24 protein-coding genes and 1 riboswitch are annotated in these 21,760 nt (G+C 39.8%); of the genes, 21 read left to right on the forward strand and 3 right to left on the reverse strand.

Features of this window, described 5'->3' with window-relative positions; all coding sequences use genetic code 11:
- Positions 1-10 precede the first annotated feature (10 nt).
- The 10 genes from WAA20_RS09665 to hisC all read left to right on the forward strand — a co-directional run bounded on the left by WAA20_RS09665 (position 11) and on the right by hisC (position 8,879).
- Positions 11-619, forward strand: a complete 609-nt coding sequence (locus WAA20_RS09665) for an AAA family ATPase (protein WP_073389767.1) — start codon at positions 11-13, stop codon at positions 617-619.
- 204 nt (positions 620-823) lie between these two features.
- Positions 824-1,558 carry an amino acid ABC transporter ATP-binding protein gene (locus tag WAA20_RS09670; protein ID WP_073389769.1) on the forward strand — a complete coding sequence of 245 codons (735 nt, stop codon included), beginning with the start codon at positions 824-826 and terminating at the stop codon, positions 1,556-1,558.
- Positions 1,559-1,574: 16 nt separating this feature from the next.
- Positions 1,575-2,267: an amino acid ABC transporter permease gene (locus WAA20_RS09675; RefSeq protein WP_073389770.1), complete on the forward strand. Its 693-nt coding sequence runs from the start codon at positions 1,575-1,577 to the stop codon at positions 2,265-2,267.
- Between the two features lie 68 nt (positions 2,268-2,335).
- A complete protein-coding gene (locus tag WAA20_RS09680) occupies positions 2,336-3,199 on the forward strand; it encodes a transporter substrate-binding domain-containing protein (protein WP_081373952.1) in 864 nt (287 codons plus the stop codon).
- A gap of 18 nt (positions 3,200-3,217) precedes the next feature.
- Complete coding sequence (locus tag WAA20_RS09685; protein WP_073389772.1) at positions 3,218-4,201, forward strand: C-terminal binding protein; 984 nt, start codon at positions 3,218-3,220, stop codon at positions 4,199-4,201.
- 69 nt (positions 4,202-4,270) lie between these two features.
- Positions 4,271-5,092, forward strand: a complete 822-nt coding sequence (locus WAA20_RS09690) for a transporter substrate-binding domain-containing protein (protein ID WP_073389774.1) — start codon at positions 4,271-4,273, stop codon at positions 5,090-5,092.
- A gap of 21 nt (positions 5,093-5,113) precedes the next feature.
- Positions 5,114-5,773: an amino acid ABC transporter permease gene (locus tag WAA20_RS09695; protein ID WP_073389775.1), complete on the forward strand. Its 660-nt coding sequence runs from the start codon at positions 5,114-5,116 to the stop codon at positions 5,771-5,773.
- 22 nt (positions 5,774-5,795) lie between these two features.
- On the forward strand, positions 5,796-6,548 hold the full coding sequence (locus tag WAA20_RS09700) for an amino acid ABC transporter ATP-binding protein (protein WP_167562760.1): 753 nt from the start codon (positions 5,796-5,798) through the stop codon (positions 6,546-6,548).
- 49 nt (positions 6,549-6,597) lie between these two features.
- On the forward strand, positions 6,598-7,758 hold the full coding sequence (locus WAA20_RS09705) for an iron-containing alcohol dehydrogenase (RefSeq protein WP_073389808.1): 1,161 nt from the start codon (positions 6,598-6,600) through the stop codon (positions 7,756-7,758).
- Positions 7,759-7,787: 29 nt separating this feature from the next.
- Positions 7,788-8,879, forward strand: coding sequence for a histidinol-phosphate transaminase (gene hisC / locus WAA20_RS09710; protein ID WP_073389776.1), 1,092 nt, complete (start codon positions 7,788-7,790; stop codon positions 8,877-8,879).
- Between the two features lie 137 nt (positions 8,880-9,016).
- Here the strand turns inward: hisC and WAA20_RS09715 are convergent, their stop codons facing one another.
- Together WAA20_RS09715 and WAA20_RS09720 are read right to left on the reverse strand one after the other, a co-directional pair.
- Positions 9,017-9,307, reverse strand: a complete 291-nt coding sequence (locus tag WAA20_RS09715) for a helix-turn-helix transcriptional regulator (RefSeq protein ID WP_073389778.1) — start codon at positions 9,305-9,307, stop codon at positions 9,017-9,019.
- Entirely contained in the window at positions 9,304-9,651 is a 348-nt protein-coding gene (locus WAA20_RS09720) for a type II toxin-antitoxin system RelE/ParE family toxin (RefSeq protein WP_073389780.1), read from the reverse strand. Before WAA20_RS09720 ends, WAA20_RS09715 begins: the two co-directional genes overlap by 4 nt.
- 213 nt (positions 9,652-9,864) lie before the next feature.
- On the opposite strand from WAA20_RS09720, the gene WAA20_RS09725 reads away from it, so the two are divergent.
- The 9 genes from WAA20_RS09725 to WAA20_RS09765 all read left to right on the forward strand — a co-directional run bounded on the left by WAA20_RS09725 (position 9,865) and on the right by WAA20_RS09765 (position 16,933).
- A complete protein-coding gene (locus WAA20_RS09725; RefSeq protein ID WP_073389781.1) occupies positions 9,865-11,010 on the forward strand; it encodes a tocopherol cyclase family protein in 1,146 nt (381 codons plus the stop codon).
- A 6-nt stretch (positions 11,011-11,016) separates the two neighbouring features.
- Positions 11,017-11,670, forward strand: coding sequence for a M15 family metallopeptidase (locus WAA20_RS09730; protein WP_081373953.1), 654 nt, complete (start codon positions 11,017-11,019; stop codon positions 11,668-11,670).
- Positions 11,671-11,682: 12 nt separating this feature from the next.
- Entirely contained in the window at positions 11,683-11,835 is a 153-nt protein-coding gene (locus tag WAA20_RS09735) for a hypothetical protein (RefSeq protein WP_022757447.1), read from the forward strand.
- Between the two features lie 190 nt (positions 11,836-12,025).
- Positions 12,026-12,793: an inositol monophosphatase family protein gene (locus WAA20_RS09740; RefSeq protein ID WP_073389782.1), complete on the forward strand. Its 768-nt coding sequence runs from the start codon at positions 12,026-12,028 to the stop codon at positions 12,791-12,793.
- 169 nt (positions 12,794-12,962) lie between these two features.
- Positions 12,963-13,068: riboswitch (TPP riboswitch) on the forward strand.
- A 232-nt stretch (positions 13,069-13,300) separates the two neighbouring features.
- Entirely contained in the window at positions 13,301-13,495 is a 195-nt protein-coding gene (gene thiS / locus WAA20_RS09745; RefSeq protein WP_073389784.1) for a sulfur carrier protein ThiS, read from the forward strand.
- Positions 13,495-14,193 carry a thiamine biosynthesis protein ThiF gene (gene thiF / locus WAA20_RS09750; protein ID WP_081373954.1) on the forward strand — a complete coding sequence of 233 codons (699 nt, stop codon included), beginning with the start codon at positions 13,495-13,497 and terminating at the stop codon, positions 14,191-14,193. The genes thiS and thiF overlap by 1 nt, the downstream gene beginning before the upstream one ends.
- A gap of 16 nt (positions 14,194-14,209) precedes the next feature.
- Entirely contained in the window at positions 14,210-15,031 is an 822-nt protein-coding gene (locus WAA20_RS09755) for a thiazole synthase (RefSeq protein WP_073389785.1), read from the forward strand.
- Positions 15,031-16,281, forward strand: coding sequence for a 2-iminoacetate synthase ThiH (gene thiH / locus WAA20_RS09760; RefSeq protein WP_330393673.1), 1,251 nt, complete (start codon positions 15,031-15,033; stop codon positions 16,279-16,281). Before WAA20_RS09755 ends, thiH begins: the two co-directional genes overlap by 1 nt.
- Entirely contained in the window at positions 16,262-16,933 is a 672-nt protein-coding gene (locus WAA20_RS09765) for a thiamine phosphate synthase (protein WP_242951225.1), read from the forward strand. Before thiH ends, WAA20_RS09765 begins: the two co-directional genes overlap by 20 nt.
- A 56-nt stretch (positions 16,934-16,989) precedes the next feature.
- Here WAA20_RS09765 and WAA20_RS09770 read toward each other — a convergent pair whose 3' ends face one another.
- Positions 16,990-18,354: a sodium-dependent transporter gene (locus tag WAA20_RS09770; RefSeq protein WP_073389788.1), complete on the reverse strand. Its 1,365-nt coding sequence runs from the start codon at positions 18,352-18,354 to the stop codon at positions 16,990-16,992.
- 370 nt (positions 18,355-18,724) lie between these two features.
- On the opposite strand from WAA20_RS09770, the gene WAA20_RS09775 reads away from it, so the two are divergent.
- Together WAA20_RS09775 and WAA20_RS09780 are read left to right on the forward strand one after the other, a co-directional pair.
- Complete coding sequence (locus tag WAA20_RS09775; RefSeq protein WP_073389790.1) at positions 18,725-21,145, forward strand: glycoside hydrolase family 3 C-terminal domain-containing protein; 2,421 nt, start codon at positions 18,725-18,727, stop codon at positions 21,143-21,145.
- Positions 21,146-21,201: 56 nt separating this feature from the next.
- Positions 21,202-21,759, forward strand: coding sequence for a hypothetical protein (locus tag WAA20_RS09780; RefSeq protein WP_073389792.1), 558 nt, complete (start codon positions 21,202-21,204; stop codon positions 21,757-21,759).
- The last annotated feature ends 1 nt before the right edge of the window (position 21,760 follow it).

Here is a 21,760-nt window from a genome sequence, read left to right on the forward strand (position 1 = left end):
GAGGACGGATATGGGAGAAAGTTCAAGATATATCATTACTATAAACAGACAGTTCGGAAGTCTTGGGAGACCGATTGCCAGATTGCTTTCGGAAAGGCTCGGGATCAACTATTATGACAGAGATATCGTTGATCAGACATCAAAAAAGCTTAACATGCCGGTATCTGAGATAAGCGAGCTTGAAGAGTCGGTAAATGCAGGGCTTTTCAGTATGAAATATCCGCTTGGTATGGGAACTACAGATGTTCAGGACAAGATATTTGCTGAACAGAGAAGGCTTATCGAAAAGATCGCAAGTAAAGAAAGCTGCATCATTGTTGGAAGATGTGCCGATGCGATTCTTAATGAATATCCGAATCTTCTTAAGATCTTCATCTATTCTCCAAAAGAAGCTCGTCAACGGGTCTGTGTAAAGGACTTCCAGATGACAGAAACTGAGGCTAAAAGGATGATCCTGGAAGTAGATAAAGCAAGAGAAAGATATCACAAGCAATATGCAGGATATCTTCCGGATGATCTTAGATATGTGAATCTTGCAGTTGACAGCTCAGTACTCGGAGTAGAGGGAACGGTTGATTTCCTTGAGGCGTATGTAAAGAGATTTATTGCATCCCTTTAAGTTAGAATAATAAAGTTTATATTATAGATAATTATGATAAAAATTTTTGGGGATTAAGTTAGTATTATTTTGATTATTTTAATATAGAATAAAATATTTATTTAAACGATGGCGTTTGAATTCTTATAAAGAGATTCAGGCGCCTTTTTCTATTAAGAAAATAAATGGTCTTAATGCAATATAAGACGATAGGAGAAATGCTATATGGAAGAAAAAAGCATTATTTCAATACAAAACCTGACAAAGAGTTATGGTTCAACGGCGGTACTTAAGGGCGTAAACCTTGAAGTTAAAAAAGGAGAAGTTGTTGCGATCATAGGTCCGTCCGGCTCAGGTAAAAGCACAATGCTAAGATGCATAAACGCTATGGAAAAGATAACAGGAGGAGACATCCTGTTCAATGGAAAAAGTATAGCTAATATGAAAAATCTTCCTGAGCTTAGAAAAGACATTGGAATGGTCTTTCAGCATTTCAATCTTTTCCCACATATGACAGTCCTTAAGAATGTAATGTATGCGCCTGTTACAGTCAGAAAAGAACCCAGAGATCATGCACAGCAATATGCTATGAAGCTTCTTAAAAAGGTTGACATGTACTCCAAGATGGATGTTTATCCTTCTACGCTTTCGGGCGGACAAAAGCAAAGAGTTGCTATAGCGAGAGCTCTTGCCATGAAGCCGGAGATACTTCTGTTCGATGAACCAACATCAGCACTTGATCCTGAGATGGTCGGTGAAGTACTTGCTGTCATGAAAGAACTTGCTAAAACCGGAATGACAATGATAGTTGTTACTCACGAGATGGGATTTGCAAGAGAAGTTGCAAATAAAGTTGCTTTTATGGATGAAGGGATCGTCATGGAGGAGGGAACACCTGAAGAAGTGTTCGACAAGACCAGTAATGAAAGGGTTAAGGCTTTTTTGGCAAAAATGCTTTGATTGAGGGTGTGAGTGTATGGGAGAACTTATAAACATCGCAGTTAAATACAGAATGCTATTACTAAATGGAGCAAAAATAACACTAATAGTATCGGTGCTGACTATCATCTTCGGACTGATATGCGGAATCCTGATGGCATTCATGAAAATGAGCAAAATTAAGATCCTCAAGATCTTCGCAAACATTTATGTAGAGTTCATAAGAGGAACGCCGGTTCTGGTACAGATATTCCTTGTATATTATGGTCTTCCAATTATGGGAGTTCAGGTTCCAAGTATTGTCATAGGCGGAGTTGACATATCAAGGATAGTTTCTGGAACTCTGGCACTTGTTATAAATACAACAGCTTATGTATGCGAGATCGTAAGAGGCGGAATTGAATCTATAGATTATGGACAGACAGAGGGAGCACTTGCACTTGGAATGAAGCCTGGAAGAGCGATGCTTGCAATAGTTTTCCCTCAGGCAATGAAAAATATACTTCCATCTCTTGGAAATGAATTTATAACGATCATCAAAACATCTTCACAGATTTCAGTTATTGGAATCGCGGATCTTATGTATACGGCAGATACGATAAGAGGAATCAGCTTTAAACCTATGGAACCACTTATTCTTGTAGCACTTATCTATTTTGCCATCACGTTTATCATTTCAACACTTCTTAGACATTTTGAAAAGAAGATGAAGAAAAGCTATGCAAGATAAGGTTGTCACATGAAATGATCATGTAGCAATAAATACAGATACCAGAAATGGTGGAATGGAGGAGAATTATGAAGAAAAAGATTATGTCTATGTCACTGGTAGTAACACTTATGATGAGTGCCCTTGTAGGATGCGGAAGCGATCCTGCTACTACAGCTTCTGCAACAGGAGCATCTGAAGGAGTTACAGCTGAAGCTTCTGATGATAGTTTGCTTGCCCAGATCAAGGAAAGAGGAACTCTTATCGTAGGTACAGCGTCAGGTTATCCGCCATATGAATTTGTTGATATCACATCAGCAGACCAGACTGTAATCGGAATTGATATGGCACTTGCACAGGCAATTGCTGATGAACTTGGCGTAGAGCTTGTTGTAGAAGATATGTCATTCTCAGCACTTCTTGCAGCACTTCCTGCACATAAGATTGATATCGCAATTGCAGGTATTGCTCCAACTGATGAAAGAAAAGAAACAATGGACTTTTCAGACAGCTACTTATTTGCAGAACAGTCATTTTTGATCCTTAAGGCTAATGAATCCACATATTCAACTATGGAATCATTTAGTGGTCAGCCACTTGCAGCACAGAAGTCAACAACTCAGGAAAAGGTATGCCAGGATCTGTATCCTGATAGTCAGCTGGTATCTCTTGATAAAGTACCTGACTGCATCATGGAGCTTAAGAGCGGCACTGTAGCAGGTGTATGTATCGAAAGTATTGTAGGCCAGCAGTATATCATTTCAGATGACGAACTTACATTCTCAGCTGCTGATCTTGGAATCAAGAAAGAGACAGCAGTTGCTCTTGAAAAGGGTAACGAAGACCTTCTTGAGATCATTAACAAAGTAATCGCTGAAAATATGGAAAACGGAAACTTTGATAAGTGGATCGAAGAATATAGCGCTATTGCAGCTTCTAATGCAGCAGGCTGATAAAAGAGGAATCAAATAATGAAAAAACTCGTGTATTACAACACAACAGGGAGCCTTACATATGAAAAAGACCTGCTTAAGAGCTGGGGAGTAACTGATATCGAACTTGTTGAAGTAAAAGAGACTGATACATCAAAGATATCAGAGCACCTGAAGGATGCAGACGGAGTTGTTGTTATTTACGACCGCATTGATGAAAGCGTATTACAAAAGTGTTCAAAGCTTAAGTGTGTTTCAGTTCAGTCTATCGGTTATGACAATCTTGATATTAAGGCAGCAACAAAATATGGAGTATGTATGACCAATGCACCCGGCTATTGCGAAGAAGAAGTCGCTGAGCACACGGTTGGGCTGATGCTGGATCTGGTCCGTAAGTTAAGCTTTTACGACAGGAATGTAAGAGCCGGTCAGTGGAATCCTCTTAAAGGTTTTAAGACCTACAGACTTTCCGGCAAGAATTTTGGAATGGTCTTCTTCGGACATATACCAAAGCTTGTAGCTCCTGTTGTTAAAGCTCTTGGAATGAACGTTCTTGTATATGCTCCTACTAAAAGTGCTCAGGATTTACACGAGTTTGGCTGCGAGAAAGTAGATACTTTAGAAGAGTTATGCGAAAGATCTGATGTATTGTCGCTTCACTGTCCATTGATTGATGGCGTTACATACCAGCTTATCGGCGAAAAAGAGTTAAAACTCATGAAGAAAACATCTTTTCTCATAAATACAGCAAGAGGAGAAGTAGTTGATGAAAAGGCTCTTGTAAAAGCTTTAAAAGAAAAGTGGATCATGGGCGCAGGAGTTGATGTTATTGAAGATGAAGAAAACGGAAAGAGCGAACTGTTTGAACTTACAGATTGTACGGTCATAACGCCGCATGCAGGCTTTCTTTCTAAAGATTCTTTTTTCAAGGCAAGGGAAATAGCTCTTAGACAGCAGGTTCAGTGCATTGTTGAGGGAAGAAAGCCTGACAATCTGATCAATAAGGATCTGATATTCAATTAAGATCTGATATTCAATTAAGAAATTTTCTCAAAATAATTTGATTTTAAAAAAAGAAAGGGGATAAGTATTATGAAAAAATTAAGAAGATTTGGAACTGGTCTTGTTGCTATAGCTCTTATGATGGCTTCTCTGTCTGGATGTGGAAGCGAAAAGTCCAGTGCAAAGGGAAGCGGTGATTCACTTACTATTGAAGATGGAAAACTCATGGTTGGTCTTGAGATCGGATATCCTCCAATGGAATATTTCGATGAAGACGGTGCAACAGCTGTTGGATTTGATGTTGAGCTTGCAAAGGCTCTTTCTGAAGAGATGGGTCTTGAAGTTGAACTTGTAGATACTGCATGGGATGGTATTTTTGCAGGACTTGACGCTGATAAATATGATGTTGTTATTTCAACAGTAAGTTTTACTGAAGACAGAGATGCTAATTATACTCTTTCAAAACCTTATGTTGCAAATGCACCTGTTCTTGTTGTTCCTCAAGATTCTGACATTGCATCTATTGAAGACCTTGCAGGAAAAACTGTTGCAGTTCAGATGGAGACAACCGCAGATTATATTATTCAGGATTATGTAGCTGATGGTCTTGCTACAGACTTAAGACAGTATGAAAAGGTAATTAACGCTTTTGATGAACTTAAGGCTGGAAGAGCTGATGCTGTATGTACTGACTCTGTTGTAGCAGCTTATTATCTTGGCGATGAAGCATCAAATTATAAGACAGTATGGCAGTCATCTGAGGCTGAACCTATTGTTATGTGCCTTAAGAAAGATAACACAGCACTTTGCGCAGAGCTTGAAAAAGCGCTGGATGCTCTTAAAGAAAGCGGAAAGCTTGATGAAATTGCACTTAAGTATTTTGGAACAACAGATGTAATCCCAAGCAACTAAAAATAGATAGGGGTCGATCATATGAATGGTATAAGTCGAATCATTACCTGGCTTCCGCAACTTCTTCTGGGAGCTAAGACAACAATAGTCATAACTGTTTTATCCGTGGCAATAGGCCTTATATTAAGCGTTTTCCTTGCACTTGGAAAAATGAGCAGACATATGTTTATCAATAAGATATGCAGTGCGTATATTTTCTTTTTCAGAGGAACTCCGCTTCTTATGCAGATATACTTTTTGTATTTTGGTCTGCCGCAGTTCAATCCGGCACTGACCATAAGAAGTGCCTTTGTTGCAGCCATGATCGCTTACACTTTAAATACTGCAGCATACCTGGCTGAGAATATCCGTGCGGGAATCCAGTCTATTGATAAAGGACAGTTTGAGGCAGCAAGGACCATAGGAATGACAGGAGCCCAGACAATGCTTCTGGTCATCATACCTCAGACTGTAAGAAGACTTATACCCCCGGTTGGAAATGAATTCATCATGGTCTTGAAGGATGTATCTTTGGTAGCGATCATTGGACTTGCTGATCTTACAAAGGTTACAAGAGCAATATCATCATCATCTGCTACGGCACTTGTTTACATTCCGGCTATGATCATCTATCTGGTCATCACAGCTCTTTTCCAGTTTGTATTTAATAAGCTGGAAAAGAGGTATTCGGTATATGACTGAAAGTGGAGGTAAACATATGTCAATTATTCGTACAGAAGACCTGTGCAAGAACTTTGGTGATCTGCAGGTATTAAAGAATGTAAATCTAAGCGTTGATCCCGGAGAAGTTGTTGTTATAATCGGACCTTCAGGCGCAGGTAAATCAACACTTCTTAGATCTATCAACACACTTGAAACGATCACAAGTGGACAGATATTTATAGACGATAAGCTTTTTTGCAGGGTAAAGCAGGGAATCATACAGGAAGAAATGCGTAAGGCTGAGAAAAAAGCTGCACTTCTTGAGATGGGAATGGTATTTCAGAAGTTTAATCTTTTTCCAAATATGACTGTCAGAGAGAACATAACGGCAGGGCCTGTACATGTTAAGAAGGTTCCAAAAGATGAAGCTGATGATATTGCAAGAGAGCTTTTAAAGAGAGTAGGTCTTTTGGAAAAAGAAAATGTATATCCTGCAAGGCTTTCGGGTGGCCAGCAACAAAGAGTTGCTATTGCAAGAGCACTAGCCATGGAGCCCAAGATCATGCTCTTTGATGAACCTACATCAGCTCTTGATCCTGAGCTTGTTGGTGAAGTTCTTGCAGTTATGAAAGATCTTGCTTCTCAGGGAATGACAATGCTGTGTGTTACTCACGAGATGGGCTTTGCAAGAGAAGTTGCAGATAAGATCGTTTTCATGGCAGATGGACAGATACTTGAAGAAGGGACTGCTGATGAAATCTTTGAACATCCTAAGACTAAGGAAGCAAAGCAGTTTTTGGGAAGTATATTATAAGTTTAAATTATAAACAATTAAAATTAGAGGTTATGACACAATGGAAGACATGTCGGTTAAAAATCTGGTACTAAGTGGAAGGCAGATAGTAACTGGAAGTGGAGCTATCGGGTATTTAAAAAAGCTTTCTTATAAAAGGGTAATCATAGTAACAGGGGGAAGTTCTATGATCAAAAACGGCATTATTGATAAAGCCAAAGAAATGCTTATAATGTCCGGAAGCGGAGTCAGAGTAATATCAGGTATTAAGAAGAATCCTTCTTTTGAAGAGGTTGATGAAGGTCTTAAGGTATTTAATGAGTATAGGCCTGATTGCGTTCTTGCTATAGGCGGCGGAAGTGCTATGGATGCTGCTAAAGCCATGCTTTTATCCTATGAGTTTCCTGAATTAAACAAGGAAAATGTAATTGAATATAAGGAAAAGGGTCTTATTCCGGTTCATAGAAAAACAGATCTTATATGCATTCCGTCTACTTCGGGAACAGCTTCAGAAGTTACTAAGACATCTGTAATAACAGATACGGAGAAAAGGCTTAAAGTACCGATAATAACTGACTGTTTAAGACCTGATATTGCAATTCTTGATTCTGACATAACAATGACCATGCCGGCTAATATAGCTGCAGAAACAGGAATGGATGCTCTTACTCATGCAATAGAGTCTTATACAAATCATAATCTTGATGACTTTGACGAAGCTCTTGCAAAAGCAGCTATTGCTGGAATAATCAGATATCTTCCTGATTCTTGCAAGAATAAAGATGCGCTTGCAAGGCAGAAGGTTCATAACTACTCCTGTATGGCAGGTATTTCTTTTGCAAATGTAGGTCTTGGTATGGTCCACGGCATTGCACATTCATTTGGAGCTGCTTTCAACATGGGACACGGCCTTACAAATGCGATAATCCTGCCGTATGTTTTAAAGTACAACAGCAGGGACGAGCGAGTAGCTGCAAAGCTTAAAGAACTGTCTTATGCCTGCCACTGCGAAGACATAATAGAAAGGATCGAAGATCTGAAAGAGAAGCTTGGTATTCCGGAAAGCTTTGCTGAAGCAGGACTTGCGGAGGATGATTTTATCGATAATCATGATCTTGTTTTGGAACATGCAATGCTTGGAGCGACTAAGGTTAATCCTGTTCCTGTATCAAAAGAGCATATGGACAGGATGCTAAGCGTTGTCTTTTATGGGGATGAAATTGATTTTTAAAACTATAAAAATATTTGGAGAGGTAAACCATGAGCTACTTTTTACTTGATGAATTTGAAAATATTGAACCTTACAATCCAGGAGAACAGCCTGATGATAGGGAATACTTAAAACTTAATGCAAACGAAAGTTCTTTTCCCCCATCACCTAAGGTATTGGAGGCTATCGATAAGGCACATATCAACGGCATGTCACATTATTCAGATCCATATTGCTGGAAGCTTAGAAAGGCGATCGGTGATCATTTTGGAGTAAGTGCTGAGGAAGTTTTCGTTGGTAATGGCGCGGATGAAGTTCTGAGCTTTTGCCTTATGAGCTTTTTCAGACCGGGCATGAAGATCTGTTTTCCTGATATCACATATGATTTCTACAGGATCTATGCTAAGGCTTACAGACTTGACTACGAGCAGATTCCGCTCAGAGACGACTTTACGCTGGATATCGAGCCTTATATTGAATCTGACAGGGATGTGATCATTGCAAATCCCAATAATCCAACGGGGCTTGCTATTCCGGTGTCAGAGATTGAAAGGCTTGTGGCATCTAATAAGAATAGGATGGTCATCATTGATGAAGCATATGTTGATTTTGGTAATGAATCGGTTCTTCCGCTTGTGAAAAAATATAGTAATCTTGTGGTTGTGTATACTTTTTCAAAATCAAGAAACATGCCGGGGGCAAGGATTGGATTTGCGATCTCATCTAAGGCAATAATTGAGGATATGAACAAGATCAAGTTTGCTTTTAATCCTTTTAATCTGAGTTCTCTTACGATCGAAGGCGGATGTGCGGCTGTAAATGATGAAGTTTACTTTGAATACTGCGTTAATAGCGTTATCAAAGAAAGGGAGGAGTTTGAGAAAAAGCTTTCTGAAATTGGATATGAGGTGATTCCGACAACTACTAACTTTGTATTCTTTAAGGCGTTTAGGACGCCGGCGGGGGAGCTTACGGCAAAGCTTAAGAAGAAGGGGATTCTTGTAAGGCATTACGATGACGAAAGGGTCTGCGATTATATCAGAATGACCGTAGGAACCCACGATGAAATGGAAAGAGTCCTTGTAGCTCTCCTTGAAATCGAAAACAGCTATGCTGGCTGCAAGCTCTCAGTTACAGCATAAGGTATCGAAAGCTGTACATATAAGCTACATTCGGGGGATTCCTGGGGATGTGAGTCTTGATTCTATTGAAGTAGAGGATTAGGAACGAATAAAAGCGAACTACTATCTGAAAAAAATAGCAGTTCGCTTTTCAAAATTCATTGTTTGGCTACAGTTGGCATGTATTCAAGCTTTAAACGCATTCCTAAGCCTTCAGCTAGGCGTTTCACCATTGCAAGACTTGGATTTCTTGTGCCATTCTCAATCCTACTGATATCCGCCTGGGTTATACCGGTTCTTTCAGAAAGATCTTTCTGAGTAAGGTGCTGATTATTTCTTGCATCTATCATAGCCTGAATAATATCATATTCGATTTCTAAAGCATCATATTCTTTTTTGACTTCTGGATTTTTTAAAGCTTTAGCTTTGTATTCACGATAACTACTCATTTGGAATATCTCCTTTCGTAATCGGATTTATATTTCTTTGCTAATTCCAGTACAGCTTTTGGTGTCTTTTGAGTTTTCTTTATAAAACCATTAGTTAATATGATTTTCTTTCCAATAAAGAAAAAATAGAAAACACGAGAGATATTTGAACTTTGTTTGGTACGAAGTTCGAATATTCCATCACCCATAGGACTGGATTGTGGGTCTCTAAGTGCTGGTCCGTTTTTTTCAAGTAGATCAATAGTGCGGAGCGTTTTAGCGAGCATTTTGGGTTCTAATGAATCTAAGAATTCCTGAACCGGACAAGCACCATCCTCAGTATCATAAAATTTAATGTCGTACATAAATACCTTCTTCCTCAAGATAATAATATGTCGTAAAGAACATATTGTCAACAAAAAATGTTGGATAAAACATATTTTGAATAAAGAACCTGGACAATCACAAAATTCAAACTTCTTTTTTATAATTCTTATAGTGTGATAAGATTATAAGTGTGTAAAAGGCACAAATTCTTGGTAGATCAGCTTTAACAAATACATATATAAAGGACAGCTATGATAATAGGAAAATTCAACAGACATAGTAAAAGACGTAATGCATTTATGTTACACGGACCGCTTGCGCATCAGGGATATGACTGGTGGTGGCATTCATTTACGGCACAGGACGCAGAAACAGGCGAGGATAAGCCGTTTTTTATTGAATTTTTTATTTGTAATCCGGCACTTGCGGAGAAAGAGCCGGTACTTGGGCAGCTTCCTGCTAATAAAAAGAAGAAAAAGAAGCCTTCTTATCTTATGGTCAAGGCGGGAACATGGGGAGAAGATGCCTGCCAGCTGCATAGATTCTTTTCTCTAAAAGAGGTTAAGCTTCATAAGACTGCTCCTTACAGGGTTAGTGCAGGAGATTGTCTTGCATCAGATGCAGTTCTTAAAGGAAGTATCAGCGTGTCTCAGGAAGATGCTAAAGCTCATCCTGAGTGGATGTGCGATGCAGGCGATATTTCTTTTGACCTTACAATTGATAAACAGATTGCATTTAATGTTGGCTACGGCGCAAGTAAGCCTCTTCGAGATGTGGAGGCATTTGCAATGTACTGGCATGCTGAGGGTATGAAGAGTGCTTATAGCGGGACTATTACTTATAATGGCAGGAAGTATAACGTAGTTCCTGAGAAGAGCTATGGCTATGCTGACAAAAACTGGGGAAGAGACTTTACGAGTCCATGGGTATGGCTTTCTTCTAACTGTCTTGTGAGTAAGAAGACTGGAAAGAAGCTCGAAAACAGTGTGTTTGATATTGGCGGCGGAAGGCCTAAGATCTATTTTGTTCCTCTTGATAGAAGGCTTCTTGGAGTTTTTTATTACGAGGGAAAAGAATATGATTTTAACTTTTCAAAGCTTCATCTTCAGGTCAAGACTGAATTTAGCTTTGAAGAGACAGATACTGAGGTTATCTGGCATGTAAGGCAGGAGAATATAAAAGCAGCAATGGAAACAGAAGTTCACTGCCTTAAGAAAGATATGCTCTTTATCAACTACGAATCTCCTGATGGGAAGAAGCGGCACAACCATCTGTGGAACGGCGGTAACGGATGGGGCACAGTGAAGCTATACGATAAAAAGAGAGACAAGCTTGTGCTTGTTGATGAGATAGAAGCTACGCATATTGGTTGTGAATATGGCGAGTATGGAGGGTGATATTTCATGAAGGCAGAATACATTAGTGAAGAAATGGATTCTTCAGGTTTTGTAGTTCTTGCAGATTATATACCGGGCATAATTCAGGAAATAAGGTATCACTCCACATATAATTTCATTGGTGACAGGATCGACGGATATGAGGAGCCTGTGGCGCTTCTTACTAAAGAAGCTGCCAGAGCCTTAAAGACTGTCAGCAATGAGATGATGGTTCAGGGATACAGATTGAAAGTCTATGATGCCTACAGGCCAGCCCGTGCGGTTAAGCATTTTGTTCTGTGGGGGATAGAAGATACTGATATCAGGATGAAGCCTTATTTTTATCCGGATCTTGAAAAACAGGAACTCTTTGTAAAAGGATATATAGCAAAGAATTCAAGTCACAGCAAGGGAAGTACTGTTGATCTGACTTTATTTGATATGAAGTTGGGTAAAGAAGTTGATATGGGAAGTCCCTTTGACCATTTTAGCGAAGTATCTCATCCGGATTATAAGGGCATAACAGATGAGCAGTATGAAAACCGCATGACTCTCCAAGAGGTAATGATAAGGAATGGGTTTAAACCTATTGACTGCGAATGGTGGCACTTTACTTTGGAGAACGAACCTTATCCTGAAACATATTTTGATTTTCCTATTTCAATTGAGTATTTGAAATAAAGGGTGGCGTTTATGTCAGATGAATCCAAGAATAATCCCAAAAAAGATCTTAAGTCTATAAAACCAAAGAGTAATCCTAAGAAGGATGCTCTTGCCAATGCGCCAGAGCAGGTGCTGGCTATGGCAATAAGAGACGCCATGAGGAAGGATAAGGATAAAACTTAATTTTAATTCACAAGGTTCGAATCGCAGGACTTACACAAATTTCGTAAGGAGAAATTATATGAAAAAAAGAATAGTAAGTATCACATTAGCTGTTGTTATGACCAGTTTTCTTTTAACAGGTTGTAATTGAAGAAGATATTGCTTCAAATGGATATTAGTAGGTTATAACATTTTTTTGAGGATTGAAATCATGATAGATAATATTATTAGTATAGTTAAGGATGCAGGAGACATGATGCTGTCTGCGGTTCGTCCCAAGATCATGGAAAAATCAGGACATGCAAACTTTTGTACAGAAACTGATGAGAAGATCCAGGCATACCTTATTGGTCGTTTCAAAGAGATACTTCCTGAAGCTGCTTTCCTTGGAGAAGAGGATGGTCAGGACGAATTCGCTTCAAAGATGAGCTCGGGATTTTGCTTTGTAATTGATCCTATTGATGGAACGTCTAATTTTATATATGAATACAGGCCATCTGTAATATCTGTAGGTCTGTTAAAAGACGGAAAGCCTTATATGGCGGTTGTTTATAACCCTTATGACGATATGATGTTTTCTGCAACAGCTGGTCAGGGCGCATATCTTAACGGCGAAAAGATAATGTCATCTGATTCGCCTCTTTCTGACAGTCTGGCACTGTTTGGAACAGCACCGTATTATGAAGAGTATAGAGACAGGTCTTTTGACATAGCAAAAAATCTTCTCCCTCTTTGCGTGGATCTGCGCAGATCGGGAACTGCAGCATGGGATATGTGCTGCGTTGCACTTGGAAGGTGCGGGCTGTATTTCGAACTTAAGATCCAGATATGGGACTATGCAGCAGCTGCGCTTATAGCAATAGAAGCAGGATGCAGCGTGACTGATATTGAGGGAAAGCCCTTATCTTATACAGGGTCTTCATCAACTCTTTGTATGGCCAGGGGAATTAAAGAGATACCGAAGTGCTTTAAAGACTAAGAAGGATCAGAAATTGTTGATGCTGATATAGTTGCTTCATACAGAGAGAAAGTTAAGCTTGAAGAAGATTCGGTCCAGGAAGAATTCGCTAAAGTAATGGAAGAGATTGCTGATTAATTATTTTTACCCCTTGTAATAATTCTATGCTAGTAGTATATTGTTACATGACAATTAAACAAACGGGAGCTTTTGTGAAAGGCTGAGAGGAAGGTTAGACCTTCGACCGAGAACCTGATTTGGATAATGCCAACGTAGGGATGCCCATTTCTATTGATGGGAGTAGTATACTCGATTATGTGTCTTTTTAGCTACCGATTTATTTCGGTAGCTATTTTATTAAGATATATCATTGATGTTGTATGTATTTGCTCTATTCTTTATCTTTTTATCCAAGTTCTTTTTATCCAGGTTCTTTTTATTCAGGTTTTATTTAATCAGATTCTTTTTATTTAGATTCTTTTTCTCACCCCAAAACAAAAGAATCCTGTAAGAAAGCAGGAGGAAAAAATGGTTACTGTTAATGGAAAAGCCTGTCAGGTAGACGGGCTGGATGTTCTTAGTATGCTTGAGCAAAAGGGCTTTATGCTATCCAGAGTTGTAACTGAACTCAATGGGCAGATCGTTCCAAAGAATTCGTATGAAAGCACCACCTTAAAAGATGGCGATGTTGTTGAAGTTGTAAGCTTTGTCGGAGGTGGTTAATGAGTTTGGTTATTACAAAAAAGGCTGTATCTGAAAATGACAGTTCGGATACTAGCTTCAAGAATGAAAGCCTGTTTGGATATGAGCTGAGAACAGCCTTGGAAGAAAAAGAAAGTACAGCTATCGTATCGGCGCTTTCTAAATCAACTGTTGCCATATGTGGTCTTGGGGGCCTGGGGTCTAACATTGCTATGATGCTTAGCAGGGCTGGCGTTGGAAGGCTTATACTTATAGATTTTGATACTGTTAATATTACAAATCTTCACAGGCAGTTTTATAAGACTTCTCAGATAGGAAGAAAGAAAGCCTGGGCACTTTCTGAGAATTTAAAGGAGATAGCGCCGCTAACAAGGCTGGAGCTGCATGACACTAAGATTACAAGTGATGTGGTCAAAGATCTTCTTTCTGATGCAGACGTTATATGTGAAGCCTTTGATAAGTCTGACCAAAAGGCAATGCTTGTAAATACAGTATTAGAAGCATTGCCGGAAAAAGATCTTGTTGCCGGATCCGGTATGGCTGGGGCAGGTGACGTCAACGAAATTATTACAAGGCAGATTTCAAAGCATTTCTATTTATGTGGAGACGCACATACAGATGTGGATGAGGCAGGCTGCCTGTTACCAACAAGAGTAATGGTCTGTGCAGCTCATCAGGCACATAAGATAATTCAGCTTTTGACCAAAAAAAATGGATGAAATTGGAGAACAGACTATGAATAAATATAATAATTGTACAACCAATACAAGCAGTATAGATGACCCATTTATTCTCGCAGGACACAGCTTTAACTCGCGCTTCATTCTCGGTTCAGGCAAGTATTCAATGAAGCTGATCCAGGCTGCTGTACAGGATGCAGGGGCTGAAATAGTAACGCTTGCTGTCAGAAGGGCGAATACAAAAGAACATGAAAATATTCTTGATTATATACCTGAGAATGTAACTCTGTTGCCAAATACAAGTGGTGCTAGAAATGCTGAGGAGGCAGTTCGTATAGCAAGGATTGCAAGAGAGCTTGGGTGCGGATCTTTTGTAAAGATCGAGATCATGAAAGATACTAAGTATCTTCTTCCTGATAACTATGAGACGATCAAAGCTACTGAAATTCTTGCTAAGGAAGGTTTTGTGGTGCTTCCTTACATGTATCCTGATCTTAACGTAGCAAGAGATCTTGTAAATGCAGGTGCTGCGGCAGTGATGCCTCTTGCAGCTCCGATTGGTTCGAACAAGGGACTTGTGACCAAAGAGTTTATCAAGATCCTTGTTGATGAAATAGATCTTCCTATAATCGTTGATGCAGGAATAGGCACGCCGTCTCAGGCCTGCGAAGCTATGGAACTTGGCTGCGCTGCAGTAATGGCTAACACTGCGCTTGCAACTTCCGGTAATCTTCCTATGATGGCAAGTGCCTTTAAACTTGCGATACAGGCAGGTAGACAGGCTTATCTTTCAGGCCTTGGACGAGTTCTTACAAGAGGCGCAAGTGCTTCAGATCCCCTTACAGGATTCCTTCATGAGGAAGAAAGGGGCGCGTGATGAATGATTTTCTCATACATAATGATTCGCTTCCCCAGGAAGAACTTGATAGAAAAACTGCTTTAGAAACAGATCCTTCAACTCGAAGCGATCATATGAAGTACATGGAAGGCATGGAAATAATCGATTCTGATATTCAGGATCTTGTATTAAATGCTTTCAATACTTACGACTACAATAAGTATACTGCCAGGGATGTCAGGGCGGCGCTTTCACATGATACCTGTAGTATTGAGGACTTTAAAGCTCTTTTGTCACCCGCAGCAGAGCCGTTTCTTGAAGAGATGGCAATAAGGGCCAGGAACGAAACTGGTAAGCACTTTGGTAACAATGTTTATATTTTTACTCCGCTATACATTGCAAACTATTGTGAAAACTACTGCGTATATTGCGGATTTAACTGCTACAACCACATTCACAGGATGTGCCTGAATACTGAGCAGATAGAGCATGAGATGAAAGTTATTGCCAAAAGCGGCATGGAGGAGATTCTTCTTTTGACAGGTGAAAGCCGCATAGTAAGCGATGTTAACTATATTGGAGAAGCCTGTAAGCTCGCAAAGAAGTATTTTAAAAATGTAGGTCTTGAGGTTTATCCTCTGAACACGGACGAATATGCATATCTTCATGAGTGCGGCGCTGATTATGTAACAGTATTTCAGGAAACTTATGACACTGATGCATACGAGAAGCTTCACCTTATGGGGCACAAGAGAGTCTGGCCCTACAGATTCAACGCGCAGGAAAGGGCCCTTAGAGGTGGCATGAGAGGAGTGGCATTTTCAGCTCTTCTGGGTCTTGCTGATTTTCGCAGGGATGCTCTTGCTACGGCACTTCACCTTTATTATCTTCAGAGAAAATACCCTCATGCAGAGATGTCACTTTCATGCCCGAGACTTCGTCCTATCATTAATAACGATAAGATAAATCCCATGGACGTTCATGAAAAGCAGTTATGCCAGATAATCTGTGCATATCGCATATTCCTTCCCTTTGTTGGGATCACCGTTTCATCCAGAGAAAGTAGTACCTTTAGAAATGGTATAGTAAGGATCGCTGCAACCAAGGTATCTGCCGGAGTATCAACAGGAATAGGCGATCATGAAAGTAAATATACTGGAAAGGAATCAGCTGCAGCAAAAGGTGATGAGCAGTTTGAGATTAACGACGCAAGAAGCCTTGATACTATGTATCAGGACATCACTGGCGAAGGTCTGCAGCCCGTACTAAATGACTACTTATATGTATGAAAATAGTAGATTTACTAATAATATATATAGATCTGATAATACATATGGACCTGATAATACATATGGATCTGATACTAAACTGATATGCATTACAAATAGAAAACTGTGCAAAGAACCATTCTTAGACAGAATGAAGCTTGTTGCCAGTTTAAGGCCAAGAGCTGTGATCCTCAGGGAAAAAGATCTTGATGCTTCTGAATACAAGAGTTTATCTTTAGCAGTCAAAAGGATATGCGACTCATATAATGTGCCATTTATATATCATTCTCACCCTGAACTTGCACTTCAAAATGGGGCAGGGCTTCATATGCCGTTAAATGAACTTAAAGATATTCCAGAATCTGATAGAGCAAATTTAAAGATTTTAGGAGCATCCTGTCATAGCGTAGAAGATGCAATTACTGCTCAGAGCCTTGGTTGTTCCTATATAATTGCTGGACATATCTTTGAAACTGATTGTAAGAAGGGGATTCCTGGAAGAGGTATCTCTTTTCTCAAAGAAGTAAATGAACATGTTCATTTACCTGTATATGCAATCGGAGGAATTACACCTTCCAAATTGCCTGAAATACTAGGGTGCGGCGCAAGCGGCGGGTGTATGATGAGCGGATTTATGTGCGGTGACTATTTACCTGATGTTATGGAAGGCTGAATTAAAGCAAATAAAAAGGACTTGGAGATAATATCCAAGTCCTTTTATGCGTCAGATCAGATTATAATTATTCCTAAAACCTGAAGTATTGAGCTTATCAGTATGACAAGAAGGAATGCGATGCAAAGGTATTTGATCATAAACTGGTAAAGGCCTTTGCGCTTGAAGGTTCCGCCTTCCTTGGTCATTTCGTGCTCAACTGCATGGAAGCCGATGACTTTAATGATGTAGAAGCAGATGAATATAGCTGCGATAGGCATCATAACTGAGTTTGTAAGGAAATCGAAAAAGTCCAGGAACTGCATTCCAAGGATTGTCACATTTGCAAGTGGTCCATAGCCAAGAGATGAAAGTGATCCAAAGAAGATCATGATCCCAGCCATAACGAGAGTTGAAACGTGTCTGTTCCAGTTAAGCTCGTCTTCGAAGGTTGATATTGCGCTTTCAGAAAGTGCTATGGCACTTGTAAGTGCTGCAAAAAATACAAGTACAAAGAAGATGATTCCCATGATCCTTGTCATGCCCATTTCAGCAAATACCTTGGGAAGTGTTATAAACATAAGGCTTGGGCCTGCTCCAAGCTGTGTTGCATCTCCGTTTGAGAAAGAAAATACAGCAGGAATGATCATAAGACCTGCCATGATAGCGATTCCTGTATCGAAAATTTCTACGTTTACAGTCGCTTCTTCTATATGAACATCATCTTTCATATAAGATCCAAATGTTATAAGAATACCCATAGCAATTGAAAGTGAGTAGAACATCTGGCCCATTGCTGCAACAACTGTCATCCATGAGAAATTATCAAAATTAGGGATGAGGAAGTATTTGATTCCTGCAAGAGCTCCGGGTCTTGTCATGGAATAAACAGCTATGATAAGGGACAGGACTACAAGAACAGGCATCATGAACTTGGCAACACGCTCTATACCGTTACGAACTCCTGCAAATACAACTACAAGGGTAAAAAATGCAAATACTAAAAACCAGGTCTCTGTCTGAACGCCATTAGAAATGAATGATGTAAAATAATCATCCCTTGCAACGCCGCTTGTATTACCTACAAGGTACTGGAACAGATAATTGAGCACCCATCCGCCGATGGTAGAATAGTAAGGCACGATGAGGATAGGAATTATAGCGTTGATCCAGCCGCCTGCGTGATAGACTTTATTGTCTGAAAATGCCTGAAAGGCTCCTATCGGGCTTCTTCTTGAGATTCTTCCCATAACGGTTTCAGAAATTATCATTGTATATCCAAATGTAAGTGCAAGGATTATATATACAAGGAGAAATGCGCCTCCGCCGTACTTGGCAGCAAGATATGGGAATCTCCATATGTTACCAAGTCCTACGCTGGCACCTGCTGCCGCAAGTACAAATCCGATCTTTCCTGAAAAATGACTTCTTTTCTTGTCCATAAATTTTAATTAACTCCGTTTATCAAATATTTTATCCATACAGCATTTTAAAGCACAAAAGTGTTTGTGGCAAGAAATAATTAAAATAATTCAATAAAATCAATATGTTTTTAACAAAAAAAGCGTTGAATGCCTTAATAATACAAGCTTTTAACTTATGAAACATGTAAAGAATAAAAAAATATATACCGATAATATATATGCGGTCTTTATATTATAGTTTAAATCTGGATTTTGTAAGAAGTTAATGAAAGATTAGCTCTGTAAATTGATGAAAAACAGGCCCGACATAAAAATACATTTTTGTATTTTCGGACATGTTGTAACTGTGTCCTGTAGTTACATCAATTGCAAACCACGAGGTTAAATTATGAAAAATACTGATATCGTAAGCATGATGACTCTTGAAGAAAAAGCCGCCTTTTTGAGCGGAAAAGGCGAATGGCAGACAAGAGATTATAAAAGGCTTGGCATTCCTTCTGTTTTCTGTTCTGATGGCCCTCATGGCATAAGAAAACAGGCCGGCGCCGGAGATCATCTTGGTCTTAATGAATCCCTTCCTGCAACCTGCTTCCCAACAGCTGCGACTATAGCAAGTAGCTGGGATGAAGAGCTTGGAAGGAGAATTGGTGATGCCCTTGGTCAGGAAGCTATGGCGCAGGGCGTTAACGTGCTTCTTGGACCTGGTCTTAATATCAAAAGGAGTCCCCTTTGCGGGCGTAATTTTGAGTATTTCTCTGAAGATCCTTATCTTGCAGGCAAGATGGCTGCATCCTATACAAGAGGAATTCAGGCAAATGGCGTATATTCATGTCCAAAACACTTTGCTGTAAACAGCCAGGAAATGAGACGTATGGCTATGAACAGCGTTATTGATGAAAGAACCCTTAGGGAAATTTATCTGACAGGGTTTGAGATTGCTGTAAAAGAAGCTCATGCAAAGTCTATTATGACCAGCTATAACGAGGTCAACGGAACATATGCAAACGAAAATGAGCATCTGCTAAAAGATATACTTCGAGATGAATGGGGCTTTGATGGTATCGTCATAACTGACTGGGGAGCTTCTAATGATCATGCTCTGGGTGTTAAGGCAGGATCTGATCTTGAGATGCCTAATCCTGGTCTTGATTCTGCAAGAGAGCTTATTGAAGCAGTTAACTCAGGAAAGATCACAGAATCTGAAATAGATCTTAGAGTTGATAACCTGCTCACAGCTGTAATGGAACTTAGCAAAAATGCTAAAGATCACAAGGAGTCTTTTGACACCGAGGATCATCACGCCCTTGCAAGAAAGGCTTCCTGTGAAAGTGCGATCCTTTTAAAGAATGAAAATCAGATTCTTCCACTTAAACCAAAGACCAAAGTTGCCATCATAGGCGATTTTGCCTTTGATCCGCGCTATCAGGGCGCAGGCTCTTCCCTTGTAAAACCGACAAAATGTGAAAAGATCACAGAGATAGCTTCTTCTTACGACCTGCAGATTGTGGGATCTTCCAGAGGATACCTCCGTAATGGTGAAGAAGATGCAACTATGAAAAAAGAAGCTGTAGATCTGGCAGCTACAGCAGATGTTGTTCTGTATTTCTTCGGCCTCAATGAGATCAGCGAATCTGAGGGCCTTGACAGAGAGCATATGCGAATTCCTCAGAATCAGATATCTCTTTTGCAGGAGCTTGGACAGGCTAATCCTAATCTTATTGGTATCATCAGTGCAGGTTCTGCTATTGAGATGCCATGGCATCACTATTTCAAGGCTCTTTTACATATGCATTTGAATGGCCAGGCAGGTGCCGGGGCTTCCATGGATATTTTAACAGGTAAGACAAATCCGTCTGGACGCCTTGCAGAGACTATCCCGAGAAGGCTTGAGGATACGCCTTGCTTTAGATATTATCCAAGCCCTGAGCGTACTTCTGAGTATAGAGAAGGTTTATTTGTAGGCTATAGGTATTATGACACTGCGAACATTCCTGTGCTTTATCCGTTTGGCTTTGGCCTTTCATATACTTCTTTTACCTATTCAGATCTGAGAGTAAGTGATAAGGGCATAATGGTAACTGTCTCAAATTCAGGCAATATGGACGGAGCTGAGGTCGTTCAGCTGTATGTCGGGCTTAAAAATGCCAATGTATACAGACCTGACAAAGAATTAAAGGGATTTAAGAAAGTAAGTATTCCTGCAGGACAAAGCGTGCAGGTACAGATTGATTTTGATGACAAGACCTTCAGATACTGGAATGTTAAGACCGGTAAATGGGAGGTTGAAGAGGGCGACTACGATATCATGATCGGTAAGAACGTCAATGATATCGTGCTGACAGGCAGCCTCCATGTTAAGGGTACTACAACTGAATATCCTTATGAAAAGAGCGAAATGGAGCACTACTACAGCGGAAGTATTCAGCAGGTTCCTGATAAGGAGTTTGAGACGCTTCTTGGATATTCTATTCCTATTGGTAAATGGAGCGGCGAGCTTGGGCCTAATGATGCGATATGCCAGCTTTATTATTCAAAGAGCGGTCTTGCAAGATTTGCTTATAAGAAGCTTACAAAGATGAAAAAGAAGGCTGAAGATGCAGGTAAGCCGGATCTTAATATTCTTTTCATATACAATATGCCATTCAGAGCCATGGCTAAGATGACAGGTGGCGCTGTCAGCAGGGAGATGGTAAGCGGCATTGTGAAGATCGTGAACGGACATTTCTGGACAGGTCTTGGAAGAGTTATAAAAGGATATTTCAAGAATAGCAGTGCTAATAAGAAATACGAAAAGAAGATAAGCGGGTAAGGCGTTTATCTTAATGATATAAATAAGCAAAAGTTTTGCGGAAAAGGAGGTTTTAAGTGAATTTTTGGAACAGCTTTGCAGATAAGCATCCTGTTGCAGCTAAATGGATCAGAGAAGGAGGACTTTTTGTGATCGTAAGTAATTTGATCACGGTCTTTAAGTACTTTATCCTTCAGTTTCTGCCCAAAGCCTTTTCCTTCATGCCTGAAACCGACTATGGATGGCCCGGTATTCCTGTGAATCTGTTTGGAATAGAGTTCTTATGGAATATCATAGGTTACGATCAGGCAAGCGGTGGTATGAGGTATTTCTGGGCCTATATGGTAGCTATGGTAATAGGCGAGTGCATCAACTTCCCGATCCAGAGAAGCTTTGTATTCAGAAGTAAAGGCAATATATACTTCCAGGCCATGTGGTATGTAATCGCCTTTATTATCATCACCTGCATAGTCAACTCCATCAACTGTGTATGGGTAGCTGTTGCAGGCCACTTTGTACCTGATTTTGTTTACAATATAGGAACTGTAGTTCTAAATGGTGGTATCTCGATGGTTATATTCTTTTTTGTTAACAAGATTATATTCCCAGAAGGAGAAGCTAAGAAAGGAGATTAAT

Source organism: Butyrivibrio fibrisolvens (assembly GCF_037113525.1).
Classification (GTDB): domain Bacteria; phylum Bacillota; class Clostridia; order Lachnospirales; family Lachnospiraceae; genus Butyrivibrio; species Butyrivibrio fibrisolvens.